13 protein-coding genes are annotated in these 13,188 nt (G+C 40.0%); 6 read left to right on the top strand and 7 right to left on the bottom strand.

Annotated elements, in window-relative coordinates; genetic code table 11:
* Positions 1–338: 338 nt before the first annotated feature.
* The 4 genes from IAR63_RS03945 to cysS form a co-directional block, all read right to left on the bottom strand.
* On the bottom strand, positions 339–614 hold the full coding sequence (locus IAR63_RS03945) for a TM2 domain-containing protein (RefSeq protein ID WP_006276570.1): 276 nt from the start codon (positions 612–614) through the stop codon (positions 339–341).
* A 345-nt stretch (positions 615–959) separates the two neighbouring features.
* Positions 960–2,303: a TldD/PmbA family protein gene (locus IAR63_RS03940; protein WP_187706660.1), complete on the bottom strand. Its 1,344-nt coding sequence runs from the start codon at positions 2,301–2,303 to the stop codon at positions 960–962.
* Between the two features lies 1 nt (position 2,304).
* Positions 2,305–3,741 (bottom strand): TldD/PmbA family protein, encoded by a 1,437-nt coding sequence (locus IAR63_RS03935; RefSeq protein ID WP_187706659.1) that lies wholly within the window; start codon positions 3,739–3,741, stop codon positions 2,305–2,307.
* A 31-nt stretch (positions 3,742–3,772) separates the two neighbouring features.
* Positions 3,773–5,239: a cysteine--tRNA ligase gene (cysS, locus tag IAR63_RS03930; protein WP_187706658.1), complete on the bottom strand. Its 1,467-nt coding sequence runs from the start codon at positions 5,237–5,239 to the stop codon at positions 3,773–3,775.
* A 174-nt stretch (positions 5,240–5,413) separates the two neighbouring features.
* Here cysS and IAR63_RS03925 point away from each other — a divergent pair, with 174 nt between their 5' ends.
* From IAR63_RS03925 to IAR63_RS03915, 3 genes are read left to right on the top strand one after another with little or no spacing between them, the layout of a single operon-like run.
* Entirely contained in the window at positions 5,414–6,493 is a 1,080-nt protein-coding gene (locus tag IAR63_RS03925; protein ID WP_187706657.1) for a CobW family GTP-binding protein, read from the top strand.
* 57 nt (positions 6,494–6,550) lie between these two features.
* On the top strand, positions 6,551–6,889 hold the full coding sequence (gene psb28 / locus IAR63_RS03920) for a photosystem II reaction center protein Psb28 (protein WP_006276565.1): 339 nt from the start codon (positions 6,551–6,553) through the stop codon (positions 6,887–6,889).
* A 19-nt stretch (positions 6,890–6,908) separates the two neighbouring features.
* Positions 6,909–7,412 carry a MogA/MoaB family molybdenum cofactor biosynthesis protein gene (locus IAR63_RS03915; RefSeq protein WP_187706656.1) on the top strand — a complete coding sequence of 168 codons (504 nt, stop codon included), beginning with the start codon at positions 6,909–6,911 and terminating at the stop codon, positions 7,410–7,412.
* Positions 7,413–7,425: 13 nt separating this feature from the next.
* Here IAR63_RS03915 and ribBA read toward each other — a convergent pair whose 3' ends face one another.
* The gene (gene ribBA, locus IAR63_RS03910; protein WP_187706655.1) at positions 7,426–9,105 is read right to left on the bottom strand and encodes a bifunctional 3,4-dihydroxy-2-butanone-4-phosphate synthase/GTP cyclohydrolase II; all 1,680 of its coding nucleotides are present in this window, start codon (positions 9,103–9,105) and stop codon (positions 7,426–7,428) included.
* 183 nt (positions 9,106–9,288) lie between these two features.
* On the opposite strand from ribBA, the gene argC reads away from it, so the two are divergent.
* Complete coding sequence (gene argC, locus IAR63_RS03905; protein ID WP_187706654.1) at positions 9,289–10,347, top strand: N-acetyl-gamma-glutamyl-phosphate reductase; 1,059 nt, start codon at positions 9,289–9,291, stop codon at positions 10,345–10,347.
* Positions 10,348–10,456: 109 nt separating this feature from the next.
* On the opposite strand, the gene IAR63_RS03900 is transcribed toward argC, so the two are convergent.
* Positions 10,457–10,627, bottom strand: a complete 171-nt coding sequence (locus IAR63_RS03900) for a hypothetical protein (protein WP_006276561.1) — start codon at positions 10,625–10,627, stop codon at positions 10,457–10,459.
* Between the two features lie 251 nt (positions 10,628–10,878).
* On the opposite strand from IAR63_RS03900, the gene IAR63_RS03895 reads away from it, so the two are divergent.
* On the top strand, positions 10,879–11,379 hold the full coding sequence (locus IAR63_RS03895; RefSeq protein ID WP_187706653.1) for an NUDIX hydrolase: 501 nt from the start codon (positions 10,879–10,881) through the stop codon (positions 11,377–11,379).
* A gap of 74 nt (positions 11,380–11,453) precedes the next feature.
* Positions 11,454–12,281 carry an alpha/beta fold hydrolase gene (locus IAR63_RS03890; RefSeq protein WP_187706652.1) on the top strand — a complete coding sequence of 276 codons (828 nt, stop codon included), beginning with the start codon at positions 11,454–11,456 and terminating at the stop codon, positions 12,279–12,281.
* Here IAR63_RS03890 and IAR63_RS03885 read toward each other — a convergent pair.
* Entirely contained in the window at positions 12,261–13,103 is an 843-nt protein-coding gene (locus IAR63_RS03885) for a pantothenate kinase (protein ID WP_187706651.1), read from the bottom strand. The genes IAR63_RS03890 and IAR63_RS03885 overlap by 21 nt on opposite strands.
* Positions 13,104–13,188 lie beyond the last annotated feature (85 nt).

Here is a 13,188-nt window from a genome sequence, read left to right as displayed (position 1 = left end):
GGCTAAAACTACTGCCATCTCTAGCATAAACAAAATCTGGAGATTTAACTGTTATATGATTCATAATTAGAACATGACAAATAGTTAATCATTAACAATTAACCATTATGATTTCAGTGCTTATGGTTCATGTATATTAAAGATACTACTTGTATAGGCAACATCAAAATTATGCTTTTAACAAAATAGTTAGTTTCCCAAGTAGACATGGCTGTAAAATAAGTGACGGACACAATAAATAGTATAGGTCCAGCCAGGTTTTGATGTCTCAGTATCCGCATATTTGAAATAATTTGAAATAATTTGTAACAGTAGAGAATAGGGATGATTAGGGGGTATTAAAACCAGCGCTGTTTACCAATAAAATAAGTATCAACAAAATCCTCATGGTTTTTATTCAGGTAAATCATACCTTCAATGAGACCAATCAGTTGCATAATAATCAATGTCAATCCAAATGTGAGAGAACCGCCAACTACAGAAATAACCAACATAATAAAACCTTCGGGCGCATAACCAAGGATAAATTTATGAATACCAAAGCCACCGAAAATAATGCCACAGTAACCTGCCAAAAGCTGTTTACTACCATGGGATGGGTTGAGATTAGCCATATTCAATCACTCCTAGACAGGGTTTGCTAAAAATGTAGATAGGGGAATGGAGAGTTAAATACAATTATTGATGATAATTATTTTGTCTTCAACGCAAAATTGGCACAGAAAATAAAATTTTCGGTAGCAAATGAGCAAGAACGAGGGATGAAAGTATCTTGCCGTGTGCAATATTAAGTAAAGGTGTCGTCAAAATAAAAAACTATAAGGGATGGAGGTGATCCGCCCATCCAACCCTCGCTTTTACCTATCAACCTTGGTGTTTAACTAACCACCTTTACGTTTACAATTGAAACTAGATGAAGTCCGGAAATTTTCCAGATCGGTTTTTAAAAACATCTGGCTCTAGAAACTATAACTAAAGTCCTCAACCAACATTCCAGGTACTAAACTACCACCCAATTGACGTTTAGTGTATGTACTTACTTCAGGGATTAGATCTTGAAAGTTGGTAAAATCAACTAATTTTTCTCCCCAAAAGTCATACAAACTTTCATCAAAACGCAGGTTTTCTATGGGGGCGACCATCTCTCCATCTTCTACCCAAAAACAAGCATACCTGGTCATTCCGGTGATTCTACCAGTTTGACGGTTGCTCCAGTTTAAATAATGTAAATTGGAAACATATAACCCAGTTCCTAAACTGGCCAGAATATCTCCAAAATCCAAGTTGCCTATCTTGATTTCGGGGGAGCGTAATGTTTCTGAACTGTTTGCAGCATTGCTGACTTTATTATATTCCTTAGCAGTGCGGGAATTGACCAAACTATTGACTAAACCCCCATTTTCGATTAGGGTTAATTCCTGTGGTGATATTTCTCCTAAACTGTTAAATCTGGGGGTCAAACCAGCGCTAAAGTTCTCCTTTAAATTAAACTTGGGTGAAAGCTGTTTTTCACCTCTTGACAATGGTGCTAAAGCACTATTACCCTGCTGTATAGAAGATTCACTAATAGCACCCCAAGATAACATATCCAATAGTTCAGCTACCGCACCAGGAGCAAAGTAGGTTCTATATTTACCCCTGGGCAGTTTCCTAGGTTCACGGGATAATAAAGACAATTGTTTTTTGCCATCCGCGATTTTATCAATGTATGCTGATTGTTTCCATTCTCTCCCAGCAAAGGTGGCTTTGACTGCTTTTTTCGGTGCAATAATTAAAGAATAATCTAAATTAAAAGAATTGGTAACAAACCAATGGCTTTTTCCTCTAGAATCTCCATATCCCCTTATAATGATACCCCCAGCATACATACCAGTAAAATCTAAATTTTCTAGGGATGTTAAAATGCTATCGGGCACTTTTTCTGGTGCTAATAATTCACCTCTATGTATTTCCCTAATGCTTCCCTCTCCCCCTGGTAAAACTATGTAGGGATCTACTGGTAACATGGAGATTTCTTCCCTTAGTTCTTCTAAATTTTGACATGCAACTTCCCGATCTATCTCCCAATTACCAGTGAAGGGAAAATGACAAAAACTACTGCGATGATCAGCCATTAAAGTTAAATGCACAGAACCATCATACACTACTCCCGTTTGTCTAACTTTTCCCTGATTAAACCGGGTAAACTGACTCCTTTCACTGCTAAGATTAAGTGTAAAATCTTCCTGATCTGATTTTTTGCTTAACAGCATTTCCCTAAGATTATGAAAGTTTTTTTCTAATTTGAAACCATCTACTTCCATCTTACCCTCCACCAAAAACTTCTATATTTGTAAACACACAAGGGGGTGAACCATGACCTACCCATATAGCTTGATTTGGCTCTCCCTTCCCACAAAATGGCGTGCCATACATTTGCCAATTCTCAAAATTACCCACCTGGACTAAACTATGCCAAAATTGTGGTGTTGTTGCTCTGTAATTGGGATTTCTTAAAGTTTTTGTCAGTTGACCATTTTCAATTAGTTTGGCATATTCACACCCAAATTGGAACTTATGGCGAAGATCATCTATGGACCAAGAGCGATTGGACTCCATATAAACACCATGTTCTATACCCTCAATCATTTCCCCAAAACTAGTATCCCCTGGCTCTAAATTAAGGTTAGCCATTCTATCAATTGGTGGACGATTCCAAGAGCAAGCGCGAGCACAAGCTACTCCTGGTAAACCAGAACGAGCTTGACTTTCTAAACTGCCCAAACCCCTTTGCAAAATACCATCTTGAATTAGATATTGTTTTGTAGCTTTTGCACCAGTATCATCAAATTGATAACTAGCCGATTCTCCTTCAACAGTGGGATCAAAGGTAATATTCATTAAAGGTGAGCCATATTGTAATTTGCCAAAATCCTCTGGGTTCACAAAACTACCACCCGCGTAGTTCCGTTCATCACCTAAAATGCGATCTATTTCTAGGGGATGTCCCACACTTTCATGAATTTGTAGCATCATTTGATCTGGTGCTAAGACCAAATTTGTCTCTAGGTTGGGACATTCTGGAGCATTTAATAATTCTATGGCTTGTTCACTAATTTGTTGAACCCTATTCCATAATTTATCTTGTTGTAATACTTCCCATCCGCCTTGATAACAGTTGGCGTGCATTCCATGATTACTTCGTTGTTGTACTACTCGACCATCCTGGGCTATCACCCCAAAATGATTGCCCACAGAAGTGATTTTCTGGTAAATCTCTGAACCATTACTACTCACAAACCAGGTCTCTTTTTCACTTGTGTTAATCTGGGCACTAGTTTGCACTATTTGATCACTAATTTTTAGTCCGTGACAAATACGGATTAGTAAATCATTTATTTCCCCTGGATTCAGAAAATTTAATGGTTGATCCAGTGGTGTATTATATTCGCCAACCATTGCTGGACGGGTGTTTTTTTCTAGGGGATATATCCGAAATTTACTAGCTGCAATTGCCTGTTGATAAGCTATTTTAGCTGCATTCTTGAGTGACAATGAGGTTAGGCAGTTAGTAGCGGCGTAACCTATACTACCATTAACCATAATCTCTATCATTGCTCCCATTGTTAGGGATTTACCATTACTTCTGGGTAGACTATCTCTGACATAGTAATCTCTTGCAACTTCTTTGACAGCACGAATCCCTATCCAATCCACGGTAATGTCAAACTGATCAATAGCTTGTGTTAATTCTTTCCACATGTTACTAATATTGGTTTAGTTGATTAATGCGTTAAAAAGCCTGTTCCCTTTGCCAACGAGTCCCCTCTTTGCTGTCTATTAGGGTGATACCCTTTGCTTTTAGTTCCTCCCTGATACGGTCAGATTCAGCAAAGTCTTTGGCTTTTCTCGCTTCCTGTCTTTTCTGTACTAACTGTTCAATTGCTTTATCACTTAAACTTTCATCTATGGTTTTTGGCTCCTCTGGTTTAGCTATTAAACCTAAAACCCGGGTCAAAGCCACCAGTGTTTGCCATTTTGTCAATAATTTTGCAGACGGGGTTTCGGTTTTTCCTTGATGAACTATAATATTTCTTTCTTTCCTCAGATCTTTGGCTATCTCAAAAATAACTGCTAACCCACCAGGAAAGTTAAAATCATCATCCACTGCTCTGGTAAATTTCCCAACCTCCATCTGGTCTATGTCAGCGCACTCCTGGGTTGACGGCAAATCCCAACCCAATTCCCCACCATGGTGATAACCAAACAATAAACCTTCTTTCAGGGTATGCCAACCATTGGTTGCTGCTAAAATCGCCTCCTCAGTAAAATCTAGGGGTTTGCGATATTGGGCCATGAGGACAAATAATCTTAATGCCATGGGGTCAACCCCCCGATCTAATAAATCCCTAATGGTGGTAAAATTCCCCAGGGACTTGGACATTTTCTCCCCATCTACTTTTACCATACCATTATGTAACCAATAATTTGCCAGTGGTTTCCCTGTGACTGCTTCTGATTGGGCAATTTCGTTTTCATGATGGGGAAATATTAAGTCCGCACCACCAGCATGAATATCTATTGTGTCTCCTAGTCTATCTCTCACCATGGCTGAACACTCTATGTGCCATCCTGGACGACCTTTGCCCCAGGGCGACTCCCATGCTGGCTCACTCGGTTTTGCCGCTTTCCATAGGGCAAAATCAAAGGGATCTTTCTTTTTTTGATATTCTGGATCTTCTATATTAACTCTCTCACTCGCACCCGCTTGCAAATCTGCTAATTTCCTTCCTGAAAGTTTGCCATACTCATCAAACTTTCTCACAGCATAATAAACATCTCCATCAGCAGGATAGGCATAACCTCTTGTTTCTAAATCTCGAATTAACCTTTTTATACCATTCATGGTATGTGTCGCCCGGGGATATTCATCTGCTTCCCTGACACCTAAGCGTCCCATATCTTCAAAGTAAGCTTCTATGTAACGCTCTGCCACTTTTTCCATGGTGGAGTTTTCTTTTCTGGCCCGGTTGAGGATTTTATCGTCAATATCTGTAAAGTTCTGGATATAACGTACCCTGTAACCAATAAATTCTAAGTAACGTCTGACTACATCCCATACTATACAAGCCCTAGCATGACCCAAGTGACAATAGTCATATACTGTTACACCACAATAATACATCTTAACCTGACCAGGTTCGACGGTTTGAAATTCCTCTTGACGACGGGTGAGAGTATTATAAATAGATAGGGTCATAATCGAGAAATGGGACAATCTGATGATTCAAAATCATAGCCTATCTTAGGGTGGGTAAATGGCAATTTTCACTTATTCCTGTCAATTTGCCAAAACTATTTCTGTTCTTTACAATGGTTTGTGGGTACTCTTTCAGTATGAGTCTACTCGACCTTAGTCCCTCAATTAATCATTATGACTTCAGCAGTTACTATAGAATCTCCCAAAATGCCTGTTTCTAAACATGGCTTACCAGTGACAATTATTACCGGATTTCTAGGAAGTGGTAAGACTACCCTGCTTAACCATATTCTAACTAATCAGCAAGGTCTAAAAACTGCTGTTCTGGTGAACGAATTTGGTGAAATCGGTATTGATAATGAGTTGATTGTTACTACTGACGATAACATGGTAGAATTGAGCAATGGCTGTATTTGTTGCACTATTAACAATGACTTAGTTGATGCTGTTTACCAGGTCCTGGAACGACAAGAAAAAATAGATTATTTGGTGGTGGAAACCACGGGTTTAGCAGATCCTTTGCCTGTAGCCATGACCTTTTTAGGCTCAGAGTTGCGAGATCTAACCAGGCTAGACTCTATTATAACTGTGGTTGATGCTGCAAACTATAGCTTGGATCTATTTAATTCCCAAGCTGCCCACAGCCAAATCGTCTATGGCGATGTAATTTTGCTGAATAAAATAGATTTGGTTGACGAAGCAACTTTAACAATCTTGGAAAGGAAGATTCATGATGTTAAGGAAGGTGCCAGAATTATTAGAACTAAAAATTCCCAGGTTCCCCTGGCCCTAATTCTCAGTGTTGGCTTATTTGAGTCTGATAAATATTTTGATACGTCAAGTCATAAACATGAGCATCATGATCATTCTAGTTGTGACCATGACCATCATGAACACGAACATCACCACCATTCTCATCACTTAGAAAATGACGGGTTTGTTTCCATTTCTTTCCAGAGTGATAAACCTTTTGCCATTAGGAAATTTCAATATTTCTTGGATAACCAATTGCCAACCAATGTGTTTCGCGCTAAGGGTATTATGTGGTTTGACGAGAGTCCCAACCGTCATGTTTTTCACCTCTGTGGTAAGCGCTTCACCATTGATGATGATCAATGGCATGGGGAAAAGAAAAATCAGTTGGTTTTAATAGGTCAAAACTTGGATGAACGGAAGTTACTACAACAAATAGAACACTGTCTTTGTCTTCCTCCCGCAAATAAGGGTAAAGGTTTTAGAGGTGGTTGTGGATAAAATGTCCCCATGATGGGAAAATATGAAGATAGGTCACAAAACTTAAAATGATTAATTATGGCAAGCATCCAGTTTTCTAAAGGTACTGACGAAAAAGTAGTTCCAGATGTAAGGTTGACCAGATCCCGCAGTGGTGACCAAGGTACAGCAACCTTTACCTTTGTCAACCCCGATATTCTCCAAGAAGGCAATACTGACGGAATCACTGGAATGTATATGATTGACGAGGAGGGCGAAATTGTTACCCGCGAGGTAAGAGGGAAATTTGTTAATGGTAAACCAGAAGCTGTGGAAGCGGTGTATTTAATCAAAACTTCTCAGGAGTGGGATCGCTTTATGCGTTTTATGAATCGCTACGCTGAAGAAAATGGTTTGGGTTTGAGTAAATCTGAGTAACTACTTCATACCTGGAATCATGGAAATACAACCACACCATGACATGACAGCAATTACTGCTAACTGTGCAGTGATTACTGTTAGTGATACCCGTAACATCCAAACAGATCGCAGTGGTCAACTAATTCAACAATTATTGTTGACTGCTAACCATATTATTGCTGATTATCTCATCATCCCTGATGATCCTGCACTAATTCAATCCCATCTCAATTACCTCAGTAATAAAACGGAGATTAATGTTGTGATTTACAATGGCGGTACGGGTGTTGCTCCTAGGGATACCACCTACGATGCGATCGCCAGTCTGTTAGAAAAGACCTTACCGGGGTTTGGTGAGCTGTTTCGCTGGTTAAGTTATCAAGAAATTGGTTCCCGGGCGATCGCTTCTCGTGCTGTAGCTGGTACATACAAAAATAAACTAATTTTTTCCCTACCTGGATCTAGTAATGCAGTGCGTTTAGGGATGGAGGCGCTGATACTGCCTGAAATTGCTCATCTTGTCAAGCAGATGGAACAATAGCCGCCCGGGTGCTTCAGGTACAGTTACCAAAACAATAAATCTGTTGTGTCTGGAGACGGTCTTGAAGGGATGAGGGTTTAACATCAGAACTAATAAGCTGGCGATCTAACTTTACCTGTAAGTTACTCAAAGGGTCACTACCAGACGAGACTAGAAATTCCAACTTATGGATGTATGGCAACTCAACTAGGCGGTCCAATATCTGACCCATGGCTTGTAAGTAAGGATGACCTTTTTGCTGATACCAGTTTACATCGGCTACATTTGGCTGGTCAAAGCCCAAGTGTGCAATCAATGATGCTTGATCAAATAAAGCAATTCCCAGGGGTCTAGCTTCTTCCTGTAACAGAAGATGATTAGTTCTGGCTAGGTATCGCAATTTTTCCAACCTTTCATAGCGTTGGGTAATAGATTCTGGTTCATCTCCCCAGTGCAGTGCAACAGTCACCAAATAAGTTTGTAACAGCATGTGTCCTAACTTTTTGGCTTTAGTGGCTAAATAATAGGAGTTAAAATCGTTGGATTCGATGAGCAAAGGAACACGGTCTACCACTTCCAACCCGTAACCTTTAACTCCAGCAATTTTACGGGGGTTATTAGTAATCAGACGAATTTTCTTAATTCCCAAATCCATTAAAATTTGCGCTCCCATACCATAATCACGCAAATCCGCTGGAAATCCCAATCTTTCGTTAGCTTCCACCGTATCTAGTCCCATATCCTGCAAGGAATAGGCTTTCAGTTTATTAATTAAACCTATACCTCTTCCCTCTTGACGCAAATAAACAACCACCCCCTGACCAGCATTTTCAATCATTTTTAATGCTGCTTGTAATTGCATCCTACAATCACATCGTAGGGAACCCAGAGCATCCCCAGTCAAACACTCCGAGTGCATGCGTACCATAATTGGCTGCTCCCCAAATTCTGCGGGGTCTCCTTTGACAATAGCAACATGATCTGTATTATCCAAAGTATGACGATAACCGTAAATATCAAATTGCCCAAACTGACTGGGTAGTTTAGTCACTATTTCCCTATAGATGAGGCGATCATTTTGTAGTCGGTAACTAATTAAATCCGCAATGCTAATAATTTTCAGGTGATGTAGGGTGGCATATTCCATCAACTGTTGTAATCTAGCCATAGACCCGTCAGGATTTTGAATTTCACAAATCACACCAGCGGGATATAATCCGGACAGTCTTGCTAAGTCTACAGCAGCTTCTGTATGACCTGCCCGTTTTAACACACCCCCTGCTTTAGCCCGGATAGGGAAAATATGACCCGGACGGCGCAAATCCAGGGGTTGGGTGGCTGGGTTGAGGGCCACTTGAATTGTACGTGCCCTATCTTCTGCAGAAATACCTGTGGTCACTCCCAAATGGGGACCAGCATCAATACTTACGGTAAAGGCAGTTTGGTTAGTATCTGTGATATTGCTAACCATTAATGGTAGATCTAACTCATCCAAGCGATCGCCTGTCATGGCTAGGCAAATCAACCCTCTTGCTTCTACCGCCATAAAATTAATCATATCCGGGGTAGCGAATTGAGCAGCACAGATTAAATCGCCTTCATTTTCCCGGTTTTCATCATCTACCACCACAATGGCACGACCAGACTTGAGGTCTGCTAAAGCGGCATTAATAGGATCAAATTTAAAGGTTTGGTTATTATTGGACTGAGACACAGCAAATTTCTAGCTACCAAAGTGAATTTTGTAAGACCTTCTGATTTCTAATTGTAGCCTATTTGTGGTGACTCAGTTGCCAATAATTCTAGTTTGGGTGTTGAGAAGACTCAACCGTAATATTATTAGGTGGTATTATATGACATTACTGATATTACCCAAACTGGATGAGGATTTTACAAAATGAATAATTTTAGGCGCATACCAGTTGGAATTGTTGGCGCCTCAGGTTACGGGGGAGTGCAACTAGTTAGACTACTGATGGATCATCCACAGATAGAACTGGTATACCTAGGTGGTGAAAGCAGTGCTGGTAAAACATTTGCTGATTTATACCCTCATATAGGAAGCATACTCAATCTAAGTATTGAAGCGGTAGACACAGAACTGATTACTAGTCGCTGTGAAGTGGTATTTCTTTCCCTACCTAATGGTTTGGCTTGTGATATTGCACCAAAACTTTTAGAAAAAGGTTGTAAAGTATTAGACCTAAGTGCTGATTATCGTTTCACTGATTTGACAACTTATACAACTTGGTATGGTACACAAAGGAGCGATCGCTTGACAGCACAGAAAGCGGTGTATGGACTACCGGAACTATATAGAGACAAAATTGCCGAATCAAGTTTAGTCGGTTGTCCTGGTTGTTATCCCACCGCCAGTTTATTAGCATTAGCTCCCCTACTGAAACAGGGTTTAGTAGTTCCAGAAACAGCAATTATTGACGCTAAATCAGGAACATCCGGTGGTGGTAGACAGGGCAAAATCAATCTATTGTTAGCAGAAGCAGATAACTCCCTAGCTGCATACAACATTGCTTGTCATCGTCACACCCCAGAAATTGAGCAAATTTGTAGTGACTTAGCCAGACAGGAGGTGAGAATTCAATTTACTCCCCATTTAATTCCCATGGTTCGGGGAATTCTGGCCACTGTGTACGCCAATCTCCGAGATCCTGGTTTAGTTAGGGATGATTTAAGGACTATTTATACTGCATTTTACCGTAATTCTAGTTGGGTTAAAATCTGTGATAGTGGAGTTTATCCGCAAACTAAATGGGCTTGTGGTAGCAACACATGTTATATAGGCATAGAAGTAGATCCACGAACTAGTCGTGTAATCGTGACCTCGGCCATTGACAACCTAATTAAAGGTCAAGCAGGACAGGCAATTCAATGTATGAACATCATGATGGGATGGGACGAGAGTCTGGGACTACCCAAGCTAGGATTTTATCCTTAAAAACAACTGGTTGACAATAAAGCGAATGGACTGGCAACATTCCAATTCCATTCGCTTTATTGAGTCAAGTGCGAATTCATGCACAGGAGAGTTAAATCAAACAGATAATTTAATCAGCTGCATCCATTGCTGCTGCTACTGTTTCATCATCTTCACCCTTAGATGGTCTTTGTTGGAACCTTCTTTGCATTTTTCCTGTAGTAGTCCGTTTACGAAACTTTCTGGCATAAGCCTGGTTCCGTAGCGCCTTTTCTTTTTTGGGGTTACGGCGCTTGGCCATATTCACCTCATGAATAAACAACAAGAGCAACCACACTTAGGTCATATCCAGCTACCTATGTAATTGATACACTTTGGTGCCTAGTGTGGAAAATATTAATCTTTAAACAGTGCCCTAGTATATCGCATGTGAATGGGGTATGTCAAGCTAAATGTAAGGATTTCCTGGTCATAGCCACCTGAGCGGAGTTTCAAAATAAATAATTCAGCCATATTCGGAAACCATATTAAAATTACTGTAGTTGATTTTCGATGAATCAGTACACAGTGAACTTTTTTAAGTCGTTGATTTATTCCCCACTTAAATTGGGGCGCGTTGTCAAAACTATACTAGGCATTATTTTTCGTCACCCCATTCCAGGGACGAGTATTATTGCAACCTTGCCCGATGGTAAAATCGTCTTGATTCGTCGTAGTGATGATGGATGTTGGGCTTTACCTGGTGGTATAGTGGATTGGGGAGAAGATATTCCCAGTGTGGTCCGTCGAGAGTTGAGGGAAGAGACAGGACTAGAACTGGTAAAGATTCGACGCTTAGTGGGAGTTTATTCTTCTTGGGAGCGAGATCCTAGAATTCACTCAATTTGTGTTGTAGTAGAAGCAGAAGTAGAAGGAGAAATGAACATTCAAGATGACCTAGAAGTTCTAGAAATTCAAGCTTTTCCTCCCACGTCCCTTCCCCTAACCCCCATGTCCCATGATCACTATCAGCAGTTACAAGACTACTTGAGTGGTTTAACCACATTGGCTTAATTTAAGCCTATAATTTTTCTACTTAACCTTTTTATACTACTTAAAACTCAACCCTAGCATTGCTTAAATGGATTATGTTATATACAAACCCATTCCGTAACTCCCGGATCAAACTTCCCCAAGGACTTTTATTCTGGCATGAAATAGGTGAAGGAATCCCTATTATCCTATTACACGGAGCTTGGAATGATGGTAGTCAGTGGATACAGGTAATGAGTTTAATAGCTGATAAATTCCATTGTTTTGCACCAGACTTATTAGGTTTTGGTACATCCGCCAATCCTAGTGCACATCATTCAATTCGCTTACAAGTAGAATGTTTAAATGAGTTTGTAAGATCTTTGAAGTTAGAGCGGTTTTATTTAGTAGGGGATTCCTTGGGAGCTTGGATTGCCACCAGTTATGCTTTGAAATATCCCAATCATGTTATTGGTTTATTGTTATTACAGCCAGAGGGTGTAAAGACAGACAAGTTAGAAAAAATTTGCTCAGATATGCTGTGTTTAGCTAATACTCCTTCTTTATTATTTGCAGTATTGAGCTGGTTAAATAAGAAGTTAAACCTGATAATTAAAATACTAGGTTGCCAAAACAAAATAAATAAATACTTGGAATTACACCACAAATTCTCGGACCATCCTACAGCTTGCCAATTGTTATTCAATCGGCAATTTAGGGAAATTGACAGCGAATTAGTAAGCAATGATTTGGTCAACTTACAACTACCTTGTTTGATTTTGCAAGGTGGTCAGGATGGGAGAGAAAATCTGGAGAAGAGCAAGATTTATGCCTCTAGAATTTCACAATCTCAGTTAAAAATCATTACCCATGGAGAAAACAACTTACCCCAAACCTGTACAGGTGTAGTAGCTCAATATATCCTAGACTTTTTCAGAGTTTGAGTGGTTTCTCAAGACTTCTTCAATCCCCCACAGGATGAGATGTGGGTCTGGAATTAACCTCTTTCCTAGAGAGGGAGATAGTTGAATTAAAAGGTCTGTTAATAACGTTCCATCCCCTCCAGTAATAGCAATTTGACTGTGGGGGAATAAGGAAAACCAATGATCAATAAAATCCTGGATTCCCGCCAACAACATGTAAATAACTCCACTGAGAATTGCTGTTTTCGTATGCAGCGCAAACCGTGGTGGTAAATGGAGAATTTCCCCCGTTGTTAATAATGGCAATTGCCCAGTATTTTCTCCCAAACTGGCTAGTTGTAAACCCAGACCGGGTAAGATTGCTCCACCAACTAAACACTCATTTTCATTTACACCTGTAAAAGTTAAGGCTGTACCTGCATCAATTACTAAAGCTGGGAATCCGTACTTTTTACCCGTACCCAATAAAGCTAAAGCGCGATCAATACCCAGGGTAGGATATATTTCTTTTAGGGGGACTTGATTTAAAGTGATCACTTGTATGTTAGAGTAGGATAGCCATTTTTGAGTTTCCTGGGGAACCACGGAGGCTAAAAAAATGGGAGGAGGGCAATAAATAGCTGGGGAGTGGGAGGGAAAAGAAAATTGGGTGGTCAGGGTAATTAGGTCATCCAGGGTTTGACATTGAGGGATCTGCAAGATCACATCTTCTGGTAAATGTTTACTATCCCAGGTGAAGCATAACTTCTTCCCCAGAAATAAACCCCAGTGTAAATGGGAGTTGCCAACCGCCAATCCTAGCACAAAATCATCCCTAACTTCTGATCTGCTATTCAGTTTCACAGTTTTAAGTTTCTTAACTCAGCCATAGGTTTTTTAATAAACACTAACATGGAAACCGTGTCACAATCAAGAGTAGAGGAATTAA

The organism is Cylindrospermopsis curvispora GIHE-G1 (assembly GCF_014489415.1).
In the GTDB taxonomy this organism is placed as follows: domain Bacteria; phylum Cyanobacteriota; class Cyanobacteriia; order Cyanobacteriales; family Nostocaceae; genus Raphidiopsis; species Raphidiopsis curvispora_A.
The sequence above is the reverse complement of the archived record's forward strand: the minus strand, read 5'-3'. Positions and strand labels throughout refer to the sequence as shown.

Excerpts from the sequence above, each read along its gene's own strand:
- cysS (WP_187706658.1), bottom strand. The coding sequence starts at position 5,239 with ATGACCCTATCTATTTATAATACTCTCACCCGTCGTCAAGAGGAATTT.
- IAR63_RS03945 (WP_006276570.1), bottom strand. The coding sequence starts at position 614 with ATGGCTAATCTCAACCCATCCCATGGTAGTAAACAGCTTTTGGCAGGT.
- IAR63_RS03925 (WP_187706657.1), top strand. The coding sequence starts at position 5,414 with ATGACTTCAGCAGTTACTATAGAATCTCCCAAAATGCCTGTTTCTAAA.
- IAR63_RS03935 (WP_187706659.1), bottom strand. The coding sequence starts at position 3,741 with ATGTGGAAAGAATTAACACAAGCTATTGATCAGTTTGACATTACCGTG.
- IAR63_RS03900 (WP_006276561.1), bottom strand. The coding sequence starts at position 10,627 with ATGGCCAAGCGCCGTAACCCCAAAAAAGAAAAGGCGCTACGGAACCAG.
- argC (WP_187706654.1), top strand. The coding sequence starts at position 9,289 with ATGAATAATTTTAGGCGCATACCAGTTGGAATTGTTGGCGCCTCAGGT.
- IAR63_RS03895 (WP_187706653.1), top strand. The coding sequence starts at position 10,879 with ATGAATCAGTACACAGTGAACTTTTTTAAGTCGTTGATTTATTCCCCA.
- IAR63_RS03890 (WP_187706652.1), top strand. The coding sequence starts at position 11,454 with ATGTTATATACAAACCCATTCCGTAACTCCCGGATCAAACTTCCCCAA.
- IAR63_RS03940 (WP_187706660.1), bottom strand. The coding sequence starts at position 2,303 with ATGGAAGTAGATGGTTTCAAATTAGAAAAAAACTTTCATAATCTTAGG.
- IAR63_RS03915 (WP_187706656.1), top strand. The coding sequence starts at position 6,909 with ATGGAAATACAACCACACCATGACATGACAGCAATTACTGCTAACTGT.
- psb28 (WP_006276565.1), top strand. The coding sequence starts at position 6,551 with ATGGCAAGCATCCAGTTTTCTAAAGGTACTGACGAAAAAGTAGTTCCA.